This is a genomic window from Pseudomonas medicaginis, assembly GCF_965119365.1.
Taxonomy (GTDB): domain Bacteria; phylum Pseudomonadota; class Gammaproteobacteria; order Pseudomonadales; family Pseudomonadaceae; genus Aquipseudomonas.
This window is the reverse complement of the sequence record NZ_OZ221631.1, coordinates 2,449,491-2,465,907: the sequence shown is the minus strand read 5'-3', so window position 1 is coordinate 2,465,907 and position 16,417 is coordinate 2,449,491. Positions and strand designations below refer to the sequence as shown.

The window sequence follows — 16,417 nt, the reverse complement described above, 5'->3', positions numbered from 1 at the left end:
AAGGTTGGCGGTCAATTTTGTATAGGAAAAATCTGACAGGCGGGACAACCCATGTGCGGGAGATTCGTGCAGTACGAGGGGATGGCGGTGTTTATGGAGGAGCTAGGGCCACAGCTCCCGCTACTCAGTGGTTTCGATGCGATACCGATCAACCGGTACAACATCGCCCCGACCACTCGCGTACAGATCCTGCACACCAGCGATGCCGGCCTTCACATCACTCCAGTCAGGTGGGGCTGGTCGCCATTTTGGGCAAAGGGAAAACGCCCCGATCCCATCAATGCGAGGGTTGAAACCGTCACGACGGGGAAATTTTTCAAACAGCTGTGGCCGAACGGACGTGCTCTGGTTCCAAGCGAGGGCTGGTATGAGTGGGTCAAAGATCCCAATGACCCGAAGAAAAAACAGCCCTATTTCATTCGCCTGAAAACCCAGAAGCCTATGTTCTTCGGCGCCCTTGCACAGGCTCAACCTGGGCTTGAGGGCCAAGAAAGCGATGGTTTTGTCATCATCACCGCAGCCAGTGACCAAGGTATGGTGGATATCCATGATCGAAAGCCCCTGGTGCTTTCACCGGACCTCGCCCGCGAGTGGTTGACTCCTGATTTGGAGCCAGCGCGAGCAGAGGAAATTGCACGGGAGCACTGCCGCCCTGTAGAGGATTTTGAGTGGTTTCTCGTGGGCAAGGCAGTGGGAAACGTAAAAAACCAGGGCGAAGAATTAATAACACCTACTTTGAGAACGACAGAAGGGTAAAAGTTATTCATGTCCTGAATTAATGGGCTAGGCTCCAGCTGGCATTATGCCTATCTTACAAACAGGCAGCTTCTCGAAACAAAGCCACCCAGCGATCAACGATAAAGGATGAGGGGAAGCACATGGGGCAGGAAAATTTTCACGCCAGCGTTCAATATGGCGACTTCAAAGGTACCGTAGCTGCTGATCGACACGATCAAAACGACATAGGCGAATACGCTCGAACTCGGGGCTTGATTAATGAGGGCGAGTTCTTGGTGGGTATTGAAGCATATGCAACAGAACTGATGGGCAAGCCTCAAGTTACTGACGTAGACGTTACCCTTCTAGTAACCCAATACGAAGGTTATGAGAACGTTCAAGAGGCCGTTGACTCGGGCGAACCACTTAAGGTTCGTAAAATTAAATTAGAGATGACTGTTGTTGAGTTTTTTACTCTCTTCAAACGATTCAGCCTGACAATATCAAACCACGGTTTAATAAATAATCGCGATGTTGTATTCGACGATTGACATTGAACCAGCTGAGCCCCTGCTTAGATGGCTGGGGCCAGCTCATAAGGTTTGAACCGCATCACCTCTTCACCTAACCAATCATTCAACTGCACCATTCGCGTCTGGATGGGCTCCAGCTCGTTGGCTGCATAGATCTGCGTCGCCTCTCTGATCGACCCGAACCCACCCGCGTTCTGCGGCACGATGCCCATCAACTGTGGCGGAATGCGCAGGCTCGCCAGCACGTCATCACGGGTCTGATTCTTGATTGAGTTGAATTCGTCTTTGGCCGCTACCTCGCTGACAGGGATTAGTTGAATCCCATCCTTCTTGCCCGTGGGCGAGTAAACAAACAGGTTTCGAAAATTCCCCGGCCCCTTCGACTCCTTCAGCGCTTTACGCAAAGAGTCGATATCCGCTTCAGTCTGCGCCGCATCGGTCATGTACAGGATAAAACCGGCATGACTACCGTTCTCGTAATACTTGCGCCGGAACAGCGTCGCCGACTCATTCAACAGCGCCGACTGCAACGCACTGATCCACTCCGGCAGCCCATAAATCTCCTGATGCAAATCCGCCTCGCGCAGGTGGAAGATGCTCCCCGGCTCAAACGCGTGTTCATTCTTCCAGCCCTGCACCTGGTAGAACTGCCCCTCCGGCCCGACCCGCATGTACTTCGCCAACGACGGCACCAGTTGCCTGGTGCTCCCCAGCACCGAACGACGCTTTTCCAGATAGCCATTGCCCAAGCACAGAAAGTCCAGGGCGAACTGTTCAAAAGCCGCCCGGGACAACATCGGATGCGGGACAAAGGTCTTGCTCAACAGGTTGCGCTTGAACATCAACCCCGAATGCAAATGCACGCTCGCTCCCACAGAACGGGCCAAGCCGTTAAGCGACAACGGCGGCTCATACCACCGCCCGTTGAACCAGCATTCCAGATAATCGAACACCTCCCGACCACCCAGCACCGGCGTCGGGTCACCGAAGCTGAACACCTGGGTACCCGCACTGGCGGCGTCGAGGGTGGCCGGCAGTAGCTCTTGGCTGGCAAGTTGTTCGGTCATGTGAAAATCTCCATTCGCCCGGTATTGGCAGCGGTCTGCCCTTCGAGCGGTTCGTTTTGCAATGCGTGGAAGAGCGCCCAGGCCAGGTCTGCATGGCCGGTGTTGTCGTTGCGGCCGGCGGTGTAGGTGAACTGACGACCGCCTGCGGTGATGGTTTTGCGAATCGCCATGAGCGACTGGGCCATGTCGGTCCAGCCGGCGTCGAACTCCAGCCGGCCCTTATGGATCACGTCGTAAGCCTTCAGCACCAGGCGGGTTTTCACCTCGGGCGAGTAGCTGAAAGTGGTCACCGCCGGGAAGAACTGGCGCACCAGCTGGGCCACGCCGCTGCCCAGGCCGGTGACGTCGATACCGATGTAGGTGACCCAGTAGCGGTCGCACACGCCCTTGATGGCGGCGGCCTGGGCGGCAAAATCCATGCCACGAAACTGGTGGCGCTCGAGCACGCGGAACTTGCCGCCGGGCACCAGGGGAGGCGCGACCACCACCAGGCCAGAACAATCGCCCGTCTCGGCTGGGTCATAGCCGACCCATACCTGACGGTCGCCGAACGGGCGCATGGCGAAAGGTTTGTAGTCCTCGGCCCACTCCACCCAGCTATCGACCATGCAAGACTGCAACACCGACAGCGGGAAGATGCTCGCGCCGTCATCGACGAACTCGCACATCAGCAAGTTGGCGAAGGCCTCGGGGCTGTACTCCCGGCGCAGCTCTTCGATGTCGAACAGATCGCAGCCGCCGCGCTCAGCATCGAGAATGGTGACGATCTGTCGCCACAACCGATCCTCACAAAACCGGCCCTGCTGAAGCGCGCCGTGGGTCACGTCCACTTTGGTGTGCTGCGCGGCAGGTTTGCCCTTGTTGAAACGCTCACCGGTCCAGAAGGTATAGGCCTCGTGGGCCATGCTCGACGGCGTCGAGAAGTAGGTTTTGCGCCATTTCTTATGCATCGCCATGCCCGAGGCGACCTTGTTCAACTCCTCGAATTTGAACGTCCAGAAGAATTCGTCGAAGTAGAAATTGCCGTGATAGCCCTGGGCGGTGCGGGCGTTGGTCCCGAGGAAAAACAGCTCGGCACCGTTGGGCAGTACAATCGGGTCACCCGTCAACTCGACGCCGATGATTTCCCGGGCAAAGGCCTGGATGTAGCCCCGGAACAGGTAGGCCTGGTTCTTCGAAGCCGACAGGAAAATCTGGTTGCGACCGGTGTCCAGGGCGTCGATAAACGCCTCGCGGGCGAAGTAGTACGTGGCGCCGATCTGCCGACTCTTGAGGATGACGCGGGTGCGTTGGTTGCCGGCCCGGTACCAGTCTTTCTGATAGTCGAAACAGCCGTCGATGAACGCCTCGCGCAGCAGCTCGATCTGGTCTTCGCTGATGTCGTTCTTGGGAGATTTTTTCTTCGGCCCCTCGTTGCGCTTGGCGAGGTTCGGGTTGAGGTCGGTTTCGGTACCACCGTCCTGGAAGCGCTGAATGCGGGCCTGGCGCTCAAGCTGTCGATGCAGCAGATCGATCTCCTTGAAATCGCCGCCGGTCTTGTTGTCCTTGAGGATCAACTGCACCAAGCGCGCTTCCAGGGCGCCGCCGATGCGCTCGACGTTGTCGGCCCGGTCCCACTCATCGCGGGCCTTCCAGCTGTGTAGCGTTTTTTCCTTTTCGCCCGTAGCCTCGGCAATCTCGCAGATGCGCCAACCCATCCAGTACAGGAACTTGGATTGGCGTCGTGGATCGATAGGCAGCAGGCAGGTCGTCGTCATGGCCGAGATGCTGCCGCCCAAGGCGACGACTCAATAGCGCCGCCCCTTGTACCCTCCCCGCCTACAGTCCCGCCTCGTTGCCGCCGCTCGCGCCCGTGACGACCATGCCCCTCATTGCAACGCACTGCTCAACCCAGCAGGCGCCCCACGCACTGAGGATTCCCGGCATGAAGAAGTTTCGCAGCAACTGGTTCCGCGTCGCCGTCGAGGGCGCTACTTCGGACAAGCGCACCATCAAACGCAGCTGGCTGGAACAGGCCGCCAAGAACTTCAACCCGTCCACCTACGGCGCCCGTATTTGGCTGGAGCATTTCCGCAGCCTGTTGCCCGATAGCCCGTTCAAGGCCTACGGCGATGTCCTGGCAGTGAAAACCGAAGAGGTGGACATCAACGGCCAGAAAAAACTGGCCCTGTTCGCCCAGGTTGAACCCACCCCTGAGCTGATCGCCATGAACAAGGCGAAACAGAAGATTTACACCTCCATCGAAATCGACGACAGCTTTGCCGACACCGGCGAAGCCTACATCGTCGGCCTGGCGGTCACTGACTCGCCCGCCAGCCTGGGCACCGACGTCCTGGCGTTCTCTGCCCAGAAACCTGACGCCAGCCCCTTCAAGGATCGCCACTACTCGGCAACGTCGATGTTTACCGAGGCGGTGGAAACCGAGTTGAAGTTCGAGGAAATCGAAGAGAAGCCCAGCATCGGCGCCCAGTTGTTCAACAAGGTGCAAGCGCTGCTGACCGGCAAGCAGGCCAAGGACGACACCGAATTCGCCCAGATCGGCGAAGCCGTCGAAGCCATCGCCGAACACGTCAAGGATCTACCCGACCAACTGGCCGCCGAAAAGAAATTCTCGGCGGGGCTGAAAATCCAGCTCGACCAGGTCAGCACGGAACTCACGGAGCTGAAAAACAAGCTCTCCACCACCCAGGACCACAGCCAGAAAACGCGCCCGCCTGTAACCGGCGGCAATGACTTGGTCGTGACCGACTGCTGACAGTCAGCCCAACCACAGCCCCGAATCATGAAGGACGATCAACATGCGTAACGACACCCGAGTACTGTTCAACGCCTACCTGCAACAACTGGCGCAACTGCATGGGGTGACTGACGTCACCACCAAATTCACAGCGGACCCAAGCGTTGCCCAGACCTTGGAAACCCGCATTCAGGAATCCAGCACCTTCCTCAGCGCCATCAACGTCTATGGCGTACAGGAACAATCGGGTGAAAAAATTGGCATCGGCATCGACGGCACCATTGCCAGCACCACCGACACCACCGTCAAAGACCGCGAGCCCCGCGACCCGAGCGGCCTGGACGACCGTGGGTACAACTGCACCCAGACCAACTTCGATACCGGCCTGCGCTATCAGAAGCTGGACCAGTGGGCCAAGTTCAAGGACTTCCAAGCACGCATCCGCGACGCCATCATCAAGGCCCAGGCACTCAACCGGATCATGATTGGCTGGAACGGGATCAGCCGTGCCGCTACATCCAACCCGCTCACCAACCCGCTGTTGCAGGACGTCAACATCGGCTGGCTTCAGAAAATGCGCCTGGAGAACCCTGCCCGGGTGCTGGATGAGGTGGTATCCGGTAGCGGCAAAATCGAAATCGGCGCCGGCAAGGACTTCGAAAACATCGACGCTCTGGTCGTCAGCATGGTCAACGAGTTCATCGAGCCTTGGTATCAGGAGGACACCGAACTAGTGGTCATCTGCGGTCGCCAACTGCTGGCCGACAAGTACTTCCCGATCATCAACAAGGTCCAAGCGCCGACCGAAATGCTGGCGGCCGACATCGTCACCAGTCAAAAACGGCTCGGCAACCTGCCAGCGGTACGCGTGCCGCACTTCCCGGCCAACGGCCTGCTGGTGACCCGCCTGGATAACCTGTCGCTGTACTGGCAGGAAGGTACCCGCCGCCGCACCGTTGTGGACAACGCCAAGCGCGACCGCATCGAGAACTACGAATCGGTGAACGAAAGCTACGTCATCGAAGACCTGGGCTGCGCGGCCATGGCCGAAAACATCACCCTGAACTGAGGCGGCCATCATGACCAACCCCTGCCGCCGCCACTTTGAACGTGTCACTGCCGCCATTGAGGCGGCAGCGACCGAACCCACCCAAACCATGGCCGGCGCTACAGCCTACGAACACCAGCTCAACCAACTGTTGCAAGACCGCCTGCGTCTGAAGCAGGTCCAGTCCAACCAGGGCAAGGCCGAACTCAAGCGCCAATTGCTGCCGAGTTACGAATCCTATGTGCAAGGTGTGCTGGAAGGCGGCCAGGGAGCGCAGGACGAGGTACTGACCACCGTCATGGTCTGGCGCTTCGATGCCGGCGACTTCACCGGTGGGCTCGACATCGCGACCTACGTGCTGGAACACAAGATGGTCATGCCTGACCGCTTCGCCCGCACCTTGGGCTGCCTGGTCGCCGAGGAAGTCGCGACGGCAGCGTTCAAGGCTCAGAAGGTTGGTGAACCGTTCGACCTGGCAATCCTGCACCGCACCGCCGAACTCACCGACGCCGAAGACATGCCCGACCAGGCCCGCGCCAAGCTGTTTCTCGCCATGGGCCGCGCCACGCTGGAAGGCATCACCGAAGAGGCCCCAGGACAACCCGGCCAGCTTCAGGCCGGTGTGGATCTACTGAAAAAAGCCATCTCCCTGCATGACGCCTGCGGTGGCAAAAAAGATCTGGAGCGGGCCGAACGCCTGCTCAACAAACTTGCCGGCCCTGCCGGCTAACCGAGCGTCCCCACGCACCCCGCCGGCTCGGGGCGGATCGGCCAGGCCGCTCCTCCTGAACGTGAAGCCCCGACCACCGGCGACCTATTTCTGAGTGCTGTTCCATGAGCGGATTCGTAGCCAGCGGCCCCGTCGCCAGCGGCCATATCAACACCGACGCCTTCTGGCCCTCGATTGATCTCGACGAGCTGCGAGCCACCCTGCGGATCGATGCCAGCGTCACCGCGCCACGTTTGGAAACCGCCGCCGTAGCCGCCGCCATCAGCGTCAACCGCGAGCTGAGCGGATGGCGCGCCGTCCAGCAGGCCGCAGGCCATGCCGAACTGGCAGACGTTCCCGGCGAAAAAATCAACGACGTATCTGTCCTGGTGCACCTCTACCGCCGCGCCATCGAAGCCGCAACCGGCGCCGAAGTGTGTGAGCGCTACCGCTCCTACGACAGCACCAACAGCGGCAACCAGAACGCCGAAGATCTCACGCCGAACATTGACGACTACCGCCGGGACTTGCGCTGGGCTGTACGTGACTTCCTCGGCATCAACCGCACCACCGTGGAGCTGATCTGATGCCCGTCACCGTCCGCGCCTTTCAAAACGACACCGTTGACGCCCTGTGCTGGCGTCACTACGGCCGCACGGCCGGCGTAACCGAAGCGGTACTCGAAGCCAACCCCGGCCTGGCCGACTTCGGGCCGATCCTGCCCCAAGGCCTGGCCGTGCAGATGCCCGAAGCCCAGACGGCCGCGCCACAGCGGCAAATGGTGAACCTATGGGACTGATCAACCTGCAACGAGCCCACGAACCCACCAACCCTGGATTACGGAATGAAGCGCATGCCTGAACGTCCCGACACCTGGGCCTGGCTCGCCGCCTGGCTCGAACAAAACTGGCCTGCCCTTTACGCGGGGATCCTGGCTCTGACCATCGCCGCCCTACGGATCATGTATGGCGGTGGCACCTTGCGGCGGATGGCAGTCGAGGCCCCCCTTTGCGGTGCCCTGGCACTGGCCGCCAGTCATGGCCTGGCGCTGCTCGGTATCCCCGCCTCAACCGCACCGTTCTTCGGTGGGGTAATCGGTTTGCTTGGCGTCGAGGGGACTCGCGCCGCAGCCAAGAAGTTTTTCACTCGCAAGGTAGAACAGCTATGACGACGCTTCGCCACGGCGACCGCTCCCAGGCGGTGCGCATCCTGCAAAAAAACCTGAACGACCACGGCGCCGCACTGGTGGTGGATGGCGACTATGGCGATTCCACCGAGACCGCCGTGCGGGCGTATCAGTTGAAAGTCGGTTTGGTCGCCGATGGCGTTGCCGGCGAAAAGACCCAGGCCACCCTGGCCGGCGGTGACTGCCAGCTCCTGTTGAGAAACGAAGACCTGGTGCAGGCCGCACAGATCCTCGACGTACCGCTGGCTAGCGTCTATGCCGTCAACGAGGTTGAATCGAAGGGCAAAGGCTTTTTGGCGAACGGCAAGCCGGTGATTCTGTTCGAACGGCACATCATGTACCGCCAGCTCGCCACGCCGCGCCACGAAGGCGACAACCCCGACGAACTCAAGCGCCACGCCGACCAGCTGGCCGCCGCCAATCCGGCCATCGTCAATCCGAAGTCCGGGGGCTATGCCGGCGGCACTGCTGAGCATCAACGCCTGGGCCATGCGCGCCTGATCGACGACACCGCCGCGCTGGAATCCGCTTCCTGGGGCGCGTTCCAGATCATGGGCTTTCACTGGCACCGCCTGGGCTATGCCAGCGTGCAAGCGCTGGTCGAGGACATGAGCGCAGGCGAGTCTCAACAGTTCGCCGCCTTCGTGCGTTTCATCCAGACCGACCCGGTGCTGCACAAGGCCTTGAAAGGCCGTAAATGGGCCGAATTCGCCAAGCTCTACAACGGCCCGGATTACCAGCGGAACCTGTACGACATCAAGCTCCAGCGCGCCTATGAGCGGCACGCTGAGTGCAGCTGCGGCCAGGCGGTGGCGGCATGATCGATCTGGAGGCGGTGCGCAAACTGAACGTCCAAGACGGCAACCTGTTGGTGGTGCCGGAAAATACCGAGCAGGCCGATATGGAATTGCTGTGCGAAGCCCTGGCCTACATGACCCCCGGTTGCCGGGTCGTAATCGTGCGAGGTCCGGTGGAGCTGATGGACGTCGGCGACATGAACAAACTGGGCTGGTACCGCGCATGAGTACCCTGCGCCAGGCGCTGTACGGCATCGCCCTGCTGGGCGCCCTGGCGCTGCTCATATGGGGCCAGGAACAACGCATCACCGTGGCCGAGAAGAACACCGAACTGGCGGGGAAGGACATCAAAATCGCCCGCGATGAAGCTGACAGGCTGCGCGCTAATCTCAGCACCCTGCAAAACACCCTGAACGACGAGCGCATTGCCCAGGCTGCCCTGCGAACCCAGCAGGATCAACTGCGCCAGGGCCTGGCAAAGCGCGAGCAAACCATCGAGGCGCTGAAACGTGAAAACGAAGACCTTCGCAACTGGGCTGACCAGCCTTTGCCTGAGCTTGCTCGCCGGCTGCGCGAGCGCCCCGCCCTCACCGGCGCCGACGCTTATCGTCAGTGGTTGTCCGGCCGTGGTGCCCTGCACCCTGCCGGCGACAAGCCCACTCAATAACGGCGATCAGCTCACCGACCAGGACCGCGTCGAAGCCGCCTGGGCTGAATGCGCCGGCCAGGTAGACATGGTGTTCAACCATCAACAGGCGGCCCCATGAACAAACCCGAAAGCCTGCGCGCCCATCTGCTGAGCACAGTGGCCGAACTCAAGCACAACCCCGACCGGCTGCTGATCTTCATCGACAACGGCAAAATCCGCTGCACCGCGGCTGCCTCGCTGTCGTTCGAATACAGCTTTGATTTACAGGTCATCCTCACCGACTACGCCGGTCACCCCGACAGCGTCATGTTGCCGTTGCTGGGCTGGCTGAGCGTGAACCAATCCGAGCTGCTGGAGAACTTGAACAAGTCCGCCGAGGGCATCCAGTTCGAGGCCGATATCCTAGACAACAGCAAGGTGGACCTGAGCCTGACACTGCCGCTAACCGAGCGTGTGGTTGTGGGGAAAGACGCCGATGGCAATACCACCATTCACCATCCTGGCGAACCTAAGCAGGTGGCCGCATTCCTTGACCCGGCGTGGATACCTGGTGCCCAAGGCACCGGCAGTGAATGGGTCGTGCCGAAGTGACCAACCGATTGGAAACGCTGGAGGATTGGGCCGCCGGCCTGCTGGGACAACTGGAACCGGCATCGCGCAACAAACTGGCCCGCAGCATCGGCCAGGCCCTGCGGCGCAACCAGCAACAGCGAATCATTGCCCAGCGCAACACAGACGGCAGCAAATACGCGCCGCGAAAGCAGCGCAACCTGCGTGGGAAGCAAGGGAGAGTGAAACGAAAGGGACAGATGTTTCAGAAGCTGCGCACGGCAAGTTTTTTGAAGGTCCAAGGCGACGGCAACGCTATCAGCGTAGGGTTCACGGGAAGGATCGCGAGAATCGCTAGGGTTCACCAGTATGGATTGAAAGATCGAGCCGAACGGGGAGCACCAGACGTAAGATATGAACAGCGGCAACTTCTAGGATTTACCGAGGCGGATCTTGATCTGATCCGCGACGGGCTGTTGGCACATCTGATTCATCAAGAAAGTTAAAATTTTGTACCTGGAGGATGCACCCGAAGTCGAGGAAACATGCCTGTTTCTAGCCCATGACTGAACACCTTATTGAAGGCGTCATAAAAATGCTCATCACCTTCGATAAAGCGAGTGTACTGGTGCAGTTCCGTGTATGACAAAGGGATACAGGCTACCCCTGTCGCCTTATAAAGCTCTAACATAGGAGGCGTATATTCATCATAATCATCATCAAAAAGCTCTCTCAATATCACCAGCCCATATATTCGCTTACCCGTCAAATCCACCTCAACTTCCTTTCCATCTATCAAAAAGACAAACGGAACTGTTCTCTTCAAATAACCAATAGCCCCTTTTACTTGACCAAGCCCGCCCTTTAGAGACTTTTTGGTTGCATTTCGTTTCTTCTCAATAGTTTTATTTAACGTACTTTCAAGATTTTGATTATCTTTAGCCTGTATAAGAATCACGCTACGATCAGTCACCACTAGGACATCGACCACTTCTTCTTTATCATTCACTCTCAAAGGGGCAAGATAGATTTCTTTAGATTTAAAGGTACGCTGAAGCAAAGCGACAATTTCTTTTTCTTGAAACGGCCCCGGTTCACTACGTTCCAAAGGAGCCGAACTGAATCCCGGACTGCCATGATAGTCATGAGCGCCAGGACGCATATCGAAGTATATGATGTCATCAGGCATAAGCGATTCTGTAAATGTCACTTTGATTGCTGAGGCATCGTCTGCTTGGCTGCTAAATCGAAACCATTCGGTGATGTGATTAAGGATCAAACTTTGATTCAAACCTTCGATAGAGGGAACAATAGCCCCTCTTAACATATCCTTATGCCGTTTAGTGGAATGGAATTCGGTTCTATATGCCAGCATCTCCCTTCCAAGCTCATCGAAGAAATGAACATCGACGATTGGTGCTTGGAATAACAAAGAAAAATCCTTAGCCATCAACTCTTTTATGAGCGCGCCACCTGACGTATAGGGGTGACGCTGATCATCAAAAAAAGCAGCTAGGAAAGCGAGAGATCGAACGCCAGGAATTTCGTACGGTATTAGATAGATAAGAAAGCCCTGCCTAACTTTAGCCGTTAAGATTGCTTCCTTAGAGGTTTTCACAATCAATTTCGGGATAGAATCTCCCTTGATAGTTATTGGGAGCAAGCCGATAGACAATTCATGAACTTTGCGCATCACGCTTGGATGCAGGATGGAAAGCATCAAATCACTCCTTGATACAACGATGTGTTCCATCACCTTAGCTTAGAAACGGGAACCTGTAGGCCGACTTCTTACACGGCAATATTGCTGAATTCATACGCGCGTGACGCCACCATCGGCGCCATGAACGACTTTGCCACCCTCGCCCGCCTGATCGAAAACCTCATCCGCTTCGGCACCATCGCCGCCGTCCAGATGCAGCCTCCGCGTGTGCAGGTCAAAACCGGAACACTGACCACTGCCTGGCTGCCGTGGATCGCTCTGCGGGCCGGCGCCGACCGAGAGTGGAACCCACCGACAGTCAACGAACAGGTTCTGCTCTTCAGCCCCTCGGGCCAACTCGGCAACGGCGTCGCCTTGACCGGCCTTTTCAGCGACCAGATCCCCGCCAACGGCGACCGCGAGGGCCTACACCGCGTCACCTACCGTGACGGCACAGTGATCGAGTACGACAGCGTCGCCCACCACCTCAACGCCACGCTCACCGATGGTGGCACCACCAACCTGGTCAGCACCGGCGGCATCAACATCGTCGGCAACATCACCCACCAGGGCGATTACACCCAGACCGGCAACCAGAACGTAACCGGTAAGGTCACCGTCTCGGTAGACGTGGTAGCCGCCGGCATCAGCCTGGTGAAACACCCGCACGGCGGCGTGATGCCTGGCAGCGGCAAGACGGGGAAACCGGAATGAACCGACACACCGGCGCCGCCATCACCACCGTGGAAAGCATCGCCCAATCCATGAGCGACATCCTCAGCACGCGCATTGGCACCCGAGTCATGCGGCGCGAATACGGCAGCCTGTTACCCGAGCTGGTGGACCACCCGTTCAACGACATCACGCGCTTGCAGGTATACGCGGCCACCGTCATGGCGCTAATGCGCTGGGAGCCGCGTATCAGCCTGAGTCGGGTGCAGTTCCAGGGCGCCACGCTGCAAGGTCAATCCTCATTGGACATCGAGGGCAGCATCGTCGATAGCAACGAGCCGCTGAGCCTGAGCGTGCCCCTGAACTTGGGGGGTAGCGCATGAACTCATTCGTCGCGATTGACCTGGGCCAGCTCCCCGCGCCCGAGGTCGTTGAGCAGGTTGATTACGAGCAGATCCTCGCCGAGCGCAAGGCCTACGCTATCAGCCTCTGGCCGGTCGAGGAACAGGCTGAGATCGCGGCACGGCTTGAGCTGGAATCTGAGCCCCTGACCAAACTGCTCCAGGAGAACGCCTACCGCGAGACGGTGTGGCGTCAGCGCGTCAATGAGGCGTCGGTCGCCAACATGCTGGCCCTCGCCAAGGGCAGCGACCTAGAGAACCTGGCCGGCAACTTCAACGTCAAACGCCTGGTCATTCAGGCCGCCAAGCCCTCGGCCGTGCCGCCGGTCCCGTTGCTGATGGAAAGCGACGACAGCCTGCGGGAGCGGGCTCAAATGGCGTGGGAAGGTCTCAGCACTGCCGGCCCGCGTAACAGCTATATCTTTCATGCGCGCTCTGCTGACGGCCAGGTTGCCGACGCCACTGCCGAGAGCCCCGCCCCGGCCGAGGCGGTGGTGACCGTACAATCAATCCTGGGCGACGGCACCGCCTCGCCCGCGCTGCTGGCAAAGGTCAATGCCTACCTCAGCGACGACGACCGCCGCCCTGTCGCGGATCGGCTCACTGTGCAAAGCGCCCAGGTCATCAACTACCAGGTCAAGGCCAAGCTGTTTCTCTCGACGTCCGGCCCTGAGAGCGAGTTGATTCTCGCGGCGGCCAATGCGCAGTTGCTGGCTTTCGTGCACCAACGGCGCCGCCTGGGCTTGGAGGTTTCGGAATCGATTATCCACGCCTCGCTGCACGTCGAGGGGGTGCGCAAGGTTGTGCTGGAGAACTGGGCGGACATCGTAGCCACGAAGTACCAGGCTCCCTACTGCACGGCTGTCGATTTGGCGCTGGGGGTTGAATAATGGCTGACGCGCCCCTTCTCCCAAGCAATTCGACGCCGTTGGAGCGCCAAGCGGCGCAGGCGCTGGCCCAGATCCAGCGTGTGCCGATTCCATTGCGCACGCTGTACAACCCCGACCTCTGCCCACTGCCCCTTTTGCCCTACCTGGCCTGGGCTTTCTCCGTGGACCGCTGGGACAGCAAGTGGACAGAAGCGGCCAAGCGCGCCGCCATACGCAGCGCGTACTACATCCATTCGCGCAAGGGCACCATCGGTTCACTACGCCGCGTCGTTGAACCGCTCGGCTACCTGATTGAAATCATCGAATGGTGGCAGACCGTTCCGGTCGGCCCTCGCGCCACCTTCAGGCTCAAGGTCGGCGTGCTCGACACTGGTATCACCGAGGAGATGTATCAGGAACTCACCTGGTTGATCGACGATGCCAAGCCCCTGACACGCCACCTCACCGGGCTCGCCATCAGCCTGGAGACCACCGGTTCAGTTTATATCGGCGCCTGCGTCACCGAGGGCGACGAGATTGATATCTACCCACCTACACAGCGAGACATCGAGGTCACGGGCTACATCCATCAGGGCGGCCGTGAACACCAGATCGACACCATGGACATCTACCCATGACAGACCAAAACAGCCAATTTTTCGCCATCCTCACCGCCATCGGTAAGGCCAAACAGGCCAACGCGGACGCGCTGGGGGTCCCCTGGACATTCGCGCAGATGGGCGTGGGCGATGCCAACGACACGGAGCCAATGCCCAACGAGCAGCAGACACAGCTGATTAACGAGCGCCGACGCGCCCCGCTGAATCAGCTCAAGGTTGACTCAGCCAACCCGAACATCATCATTGCCGAACAGGTCATCCCCGAGAATGTCGGCGGCTGGTGGATTCGCGAGGTGGGACTGTATGACGCCGATGGGGACCTAGTCGCCGTGGCGAACTGTGCGCCAAGCTTCAAGCCTCTGCTGACTCAAGGTTCGGGTCGTACTCAGGTGGTGCGGATGAACCTCATCGTCAGCAACACCGCCAACGTCGAATTGAAGATCGACCCGAGCGTTGTCCTGGCAACCCGCACTTATGTGGACTCCAAAATTCGTGATGAGCTGTACAAACTCGACAGCAAACAGTCAGTACGTGTAGCGACCACGGGAAATATCGCGCTTACCGGCCTACAGGTCATGGATGGAGTGACGCTGCTGGCGGGCGACCGGGTGTTGGTGAAGAACCAGGCGGCCGCTAAAGACAACGGCATTTATATCGCTGCAACTTCTGCCTGGCAGCGTGCGCCTGACGCCGACAGCAGCGCCGAAGTGACCTCGGCACTGATTGTGTCCGTCGAGCAAGGCATCACCCTAGCCGACACCCGCTGGCAACTGGTCACAGACGGTGCGATTGTCCTAGGCACCACGATACTGACATTTCAGAACGTGACGCAGGGGTTCGCGGCGATCAATTCCCCGGTTTTCCAGGGAAACCCAACGGCCCCGACGCCCGTCGTTACGGATAACGATATGTCCATTGCGACGACCGCGTTTGTTCGAAACGTGTTGGCCCGCTATGGCATCGCCAGTTATGGCTATGTGTGGAATGGCAACATCGACCTGATCAATGAAACGGGGGTTTACACCTTCAGCGACGGATCATCTGGAACTCGTCCCAAGAATCCTACAACCGGAGCTGAGATCCCGAGGGGTGTGTTTTTCCACATGGAGCGAGATAACACTCTCTCGGCACTACAAATTTGGGAGTCGGTCAATGCCGGTGTTGCTCTGACGTTTAAGCGCTCCCGTTTGAGTAACGGCGTATGGACCGCCTGGGCGCAGTTGTGGGATGAACTCAACACGCCTAAACAGGCAAGCCCGCTGGATCTGACCGCTGGGGCTATGTTGGCGGTCGGCGCTTTCGGGGCTGGACGAGCCGTCTTGAGCACCGAAGTGGACATGAACAATTATCGGGTCCCTGGCAATTATCTGACCCCTGCCGCCGGTCTGCTAAATCTCCCGCCCGACTGGCCTCCGGCTGCCCGTTACAGCCTGGTAGTTGAAGGCTACATGAGCACCAACTATCTGGTGCAGCGAATCACCGGTGGCTTAGCGAGCGGTCGGACGCCGGTTTTTGCCTCGCGCACCATGCAAAGCGAAGGCGAATGGACGCCTTGGCAGTTTGGCATCACCAGTGAGCAAGCGCCTTTTCGTGGCACCCAAGTATTCAAAACCGCAGGCGTTTTCACCTGGGCGGTGCCTGTTGGCGTGAAAAAAGCTTGGGTTACGGTTATCGGAGGTGGCGGGGGTGGCGGCCGTTCTGGAGTTTCCGGGGCTGGCTCCGGCGGCGGAGGGGGGGGAGGTTTCTCGCAAAGGCTGGTTGACCTGTCGAGCGTCACTAGCGTTACGGTGACCGTAGGCGCTGGTGGCGCTGGCGCTACCGTAGACGCGGCTGTTGGCGAAATCGGTGCAACGTCTTCTTTTGGGGCCTATCTATCTGCTACTGGCGGGGCCGGGGGCATGGGTAACGCCTCGTCCGGTTATGCGAATGGTCCTGGGAGTGGTGGGCTCGGCACTGGGGGAGACTTCAATACGTCACTTGGGGTTGGACAACACAGTTATGGGCCATACGGTGGGTCGGGTGGTGGTCCCGGTAGTCGATCCACGCAGGGGTCGGTCGCAGGTAATACAGGTGTTGGGCCTGGCGGTGGTGGTTCAGGTGCGGCCTTCGGCTATAACGGTGGCGCAGGTGCCGCCGGCAACGTAATCATTCAGTGGTGATC

At 59.1% G+C, this 16,417-nt stretch carries 21 protein-coding genes and 1 pseudogene; 19 read left to right on the top strand and 3 right to left on the bottom strand.

Features of this window, described 5'->3' with window-relative positions:
* Positions 1–51 precede the first annotated feature (51 nt).
* The gene (locus ACMTA2_RS10930; protein ID WP_413794837.1) at positions 52–756 is read left to right on the top strand and encodes an SOS response-associated peptidase family protein; all 705 of its coding nucleotides are present in this window, start codon (positions 52–54) and stop codon (positions 754–756) included.
* 122 nt (positions 757–878) lie between these two features.
* Positions 879–1,268: a hypothetical protein gene (locus ACMTA2_RS10925; protein ID WP_307571325.1), complete on the top strand. Its 390-nt coding sequence runs from the start codon at positions 879–881 to the stop codon at positions 1,266–1,268.
* 23 nt (positions 1,269–1,291) lie between these two features.
* On the opposite strand, the gene ACMTA2_RS10920 is transcribed toward ACMTA2_RS10925, so the two are convergent.
* Positions 1,292–2,317 carry a phage portal protein gene (locus ACMTA2_RS10920; RefSeq protein ID WP_413794836.1) on the bottom strand — a complete coding sequence of 342 codons (1,026 nt, stop codon included), beginning with the start codon at positions 2,315–2,317 and terminating at the stop codon, positions 1,292–1,294.
* Positions 2,314–4,074, bottom strand: a complete 1,761-nt coding sequence (locus tag ACMTA2_RS10915; RefSeq protein ID WP_413794835.1) for a terminase ATPase subunit family protein — start codon at positions 4,072–4,074, stop codon at positions 2,314–2,316. The genes ACMTA2_RS10920 and ACMTA2_RS10915 overlap by 4 nt, the downstream gene beginning before the upstream one ends.
* 167 nt (positions 4,075–4,241) lie before the next feature.
* On the opposite strand from ACMTA2_RS10915, the gene ACMTA2_RS10910 reads away from it, so the two are divergent.
* From ACMTA2_RS10910 to ACMTA2_RS10855, 12 genes and pseudogenes are all read left to right on the top strand, one after another.
* Positions 4,242–5,072 carry a GPO family capsid scaffolding protein gene (locus tag ACMTA2_RS10910; protein ID WP_413794834.1) on the top strand — a complete coding sequence of 277 codons (831 nt, stop codon included), beginning with the start codon at positions 4,242–4,244 and terminating at the stop codon, positions 5,070–5,072.
* A gap of 43 nt (positions 5,073–5,115) precedes the next feature.
* On the top strand, positions 5,116–6,123 hold the full coding sequence (locus ACMTA2_RS10905; RefSeq protein ID WP_413794833.1) for a phage major capsid protein, P2 family: 1,008 nt from the start codon (positions 5,116–5,118) through the stop codon (positions 6,121–6,123).
* A gap of 10 nt (positions 6,124–6,133) precedes the next feature.
* Positions 6,134–6,832: a phage terminase small subunit gene (locus ACMTA2_RS10900; RefSeq protein WP_413794832.1), complete on the top strand. Its 699-nt coding sequence runs from the start codon at positions 6,134–6,136 to the stop codon at positions 6,830–6,832.
* A gap of 104 nt (positions 6,833–6,936) precedes the next feature.
* A complete protein-coding gene (locus ACMTA2_RS10895; RefSeq protein WP_208667013.1) occupies positions 6,937–7,398 on the top strand; it encodes a head completion/stabilization protein in 462 nt (153 codons plus the stop codon).
* Entirely contained in the window at positions 7,398–7,610 is a 213-nt protein-coding gene (locus tag ACMTA2_RS10890; RefSeq protein WP_122567996.1) for a tail protein X, read from the top strand. Before ACMTA2_RS10895 ends, ACMTA2_RS10890 begins: the two co-directional genes overlap by 1 nt.
* Before the next feature lie 45 nt (positions 7,611–7,655).
* Positions 7,656–7,979, top strand: a complete 324-nt coding sequence (locus ACMTA2_RS10885) for a phage holin, lambda family (protein WP_003183304.1) — start codon at positions 7,656–7,658, stop codon at positions 7,977–7,979.
* Complete coding sequence (locus ACMTA2_RS10880; protein WP_413794831.1) at positions 7,976–8,818, top strand: N-acetylmuramidase domain-containing protein; 843 nt, start codon at positions 7,976–7,978, stop codon at positions 8,816–8,818. The genes ACMTA2_RS10885 and ACMTA2_RS10880 overlap by 4 nt, the downstream gene beginning before the upstream one ends.
* Positions 8,815–9,021, top strand: a complete 207-nt coding sequence (locus ACMTA2_RS10875; RefSeq protein WP_413794830.1) for a hypothetical protein — start codon at positions 8,815–8,817, stop codon at positions 9,019–9,021. Before ACMTA2_RS10880 ends, ACMTA2_RS10875 begins: the two co-directional genes overlap by 4 nt.
* Positions 9,018–9,461, top strand: coding sequence for an Rz-like lysis system protein LysB (gene lysB, locus ACMTA2_RS10870; RefSeq protein WP_339490604.1), 444 nt, complete (start codon positions 9,018–9,020; stop codon positions 9,459–9,461). Before ACMTA2_RS10875 ends, lysB begins: the two co-directional genes overlap by 4 nt.
* Positions 9,373–9,561, top strand: a pseudogene (lysC, locus tag ACMTA2_RS10865) (Rz1-like lysis system protein LysC); the annotation flags it as partial. The gene lysB and the pseudogene lysC, both read left to right, overlap by 89 nt.
* Entirely contained in the window at positions 9,558–10,034 is a 477-nt protein-coding gene (locus tag ACMTA2_RS10860; RefSeq protein WP_025569509.1) for a phage tail protein, read from the top strand. The pseudogene lysC and the gene ACMTA2_RS10860, both read left to right, overlap by 4 nt.
* A complete protein-coding gene (locus ACMTA2_RS10855; RefSeq protein ID WP_413795632.1) occupies positions 10,031–10,498 on the top strand; it encodes a phage virion morphogenesis protein in 468 nt (155 codons plus the stop codon). The genes ACMTA2_RS10860 and ACMTA2_RS10855 overlap by 4 nt, the downstream gene beginning before the upstream one ends.
* Here ACMTA2_RS10855 and ACMTA2_RS10850 read toward each other — a convergent pair.
* Positions 10,495–11,712 (bottom strand): hypothetical protein, encoded by a 1,218-nt coding sequence (locus ACMTA2_RS10850; protein ID WP_413794829.1) that lies wholly within the window; start codon positions 11,710–11,712, stop codon positions 10,495–10,497. The two genes, ACMTA2_RS10855 and ACMTA2_RS10850, sit on opposite strands and share 4 nt — an antisense overlap.
* A 123-nt stretch (positions 11,713–11,835) precedes the next feature.
* Between ACMTA2_RS10850 and ACMTA2_RS10845 the strand changes: the two genes are divergently transcribed.
* The 5 genes from ACMTA2_RS10845 to ACMTA2_RS10825 are packed head-to-tail and all read left to right on the top strand — an operon-like array spanning position 11,836 to position 16,415.
* The gene (locus ACMTA2_RS10845; protein ID WP_413795631.1) at positions 11,836–12,408 is read left to right on the top strand and encodes a phage baseplate assembly protein V; all 573 of its coding nucleotides are present in this window, start codon (positions 11,836–11,838) and stop codon (positions 12,406–12,408) included.
* Positions 12,405–12,749, top strand: coding sequence for a GPW/gp25 family protein (locus ACMTA2_RS10840; RefSeq protein ID WP_310663073.1), 345 nt, complete (start codon positions 12,405–12,407; stop codon positions 12,747–12,749). Before ACMTA2_RS10845 ends, ACMTA2_RS10840 begins: the two co-directional genes overlap by 4 nt.
* Complete coding sequence (locus ACMTA2_RS10835) at positions 12,746–13,657, top strand: baseplate J/gp47 family protein (RefSeq protein ID WP_413794828.1); 912 nt, start codon at positions 12,746–12,748, stop codon at positions 13,655–13,657. Before ACMTA2_RS10840 ends, ACMTA2_RS10835 begins: the two co-directional genes overlap by 4 nt.
* On the top strand, positions 13,657–14,274 hold the full coding sequence (locus ACMTA2_RS10830; protein WP_413794827.1) for a phage tail protein I: 618 nt from the start codon (positions 13,657–13,659) through the stop codon (positions 14,272–14,274). The genes ACMTA2_RS10835 and ACMTA2_RS10830 overlap by 1 nt, the downstream gene beginning before the upstream one ends.
* Positions 14,271–16,415, top strand: a complete 2,145-nt coding sequence (locus tag ACMTA2_RS10825; RefSeq protein WP_413794826.1) for a phage tail-collar fiber domain-containing protein — start codon at positions 14,271–14,273, stop codon at positions 16,413–16,415. The genes ACMTA2_RS10830 and ACMTA2_RS10825 overlap by 4 nt, the downstream gene beginning before the upstream one ends.
* Positions 16,416–16,417: the final 2 nt, after the last annotated feature.

Coding starts and splice junctions, on each gene's coding strand:
- ACMTA2_RS10930 (WP_413794837.1), top strand. CDS start 52: ATGTGCGGGAGATTCGTGCAGTACGAGGGGATGGCGGTGTTTATGGAG.
- ACMTA2_RS10925 (WP_307571325.1), top strand. CDS start 879: ATGGGGCAGGAAAATTTTCACGCCAGCGTTCAATATGGCGACTTCAAA.
- ACMTA2_RS10920 (WP_413794836.1), bottom strand. CDS start 2,317: ATGACCGAACAACTTGCCAGCCAAGAGCTACTGCCGGCCACCCTCGAC.
- ACMTA2_RS10915 (WP_413794835.1), bottom strand. CDS start 4,074: ATGACGACGACCTGCCTGCTGCCTATCGATCCACGACGCCAATCCAAG.
- ACMTA2_RS10910 (WP_413794834.1), top strand. CDS start 4,242: ATGAAGAAGTTTCGCAGCAACTGGTTCCGCGTCGCCGTCGAGGGCGCT.
- ACMTA2_RS10905 (WP_413794833.1), top strand. CDS start 5,116: ATGCGTAACGACACCCGAGTACTGTTCAACGCCTACCTGCAACAACTG.
- ACMTA2_RS10900 (WP_413794832.1), top strand. CDS start 6,134: ATGACCAACCCCTGCCGCCGCCACTTTGAACGTGTCACTGCCGCCATT.
- ACMTA2_RS10895 (WP_208667013.1), top strand. CDS start 6,937: ATGAGCGGATTCGTAGCCAGCGGCCCCGTCGCCAGCGGCCATATCAAC.
- ACMTA2_RS10890 (WP_122567996.1), top strand. CDS start 7,398: ATGCCCGTCACCGTCCGCGCCTTTCAAAACGACACCGTTGACGCCCTG.
- ACMTA2_RS10885 (WP_003183304.1), top strand. CDS start 7,656: ATGAAGCGCATGCCTGAACGTCCCGACACCTGGGCCTGGCTCGCCGCC.
- ACMTA2_RS10880 (WP_413794831.1), top strand. CDS start 7,976: ATGACGACGCTTCGCCACGGCGACCGCTCCCAGGCGGTGCGCATCCTG.
- ACMTA2_RS10875 (WP_413794830.1), top strand. CDS start 8,815: ATGATCGATCTGGAGGCGGTGCGCAAACTGAACGTCCAAGACGGCAAC.
- lysB (WP_339490604.1), top strand. CDS start 9,018: ATGAGTACCCTGCGCCAGGCGCTGTACGGCATCGCCCTGCTGGGCGCC.
- ACMTA2_RS10860 (WP_025569509.1), top strand. CDS start 9,558: ATGAACAAACCCGAAAGCCTGCGCGCCCATCTGCTGAGCACAGTGGCC.
- ACMTA2_RS10850 (WP_413794829.1), bottom strand. CDS start 11,712: ATGCTTTCCATCCTGCATCCAAGCGTGATGCGCAAAGTTCATGAATTG.
- ACMTA2_RS10845 (WP_413795631.1), top strand. CDS start 11,836: ATGAACGACTTTGCCACCCTCGCCCGCCTGATCGAAAACCTCATCCGC.
- ACMTA2_RS10840 (WP_310663073.1), top strand. CDS start 12,405: ATGAACCGACACACCGGCGCCGCCATCACCACCGTGGAAAGCATCGCC.
- ACMTA2_RS10835 (WP_413794828.1), top strand. CDS start 12,746: ATGAACTCATTCGTCGCGATTGACCTGGGCCAGCTCCCCGCGCCCGAG.
- ACMTA2_RS10830 (WP_413794827.1), top strand. CDS start 13,657: ATGGCTGACGCGCCCCTTCTCCCAAGCAATTCGACGCCGTTGGAGCGC.
- ACMTA2_RS10825 (WP_413794826.1), top strand. CDS start 14,271: ATGACAGACCAAAACAGCCAATTTTTCGCCATCCTCACCGCCATCGGT.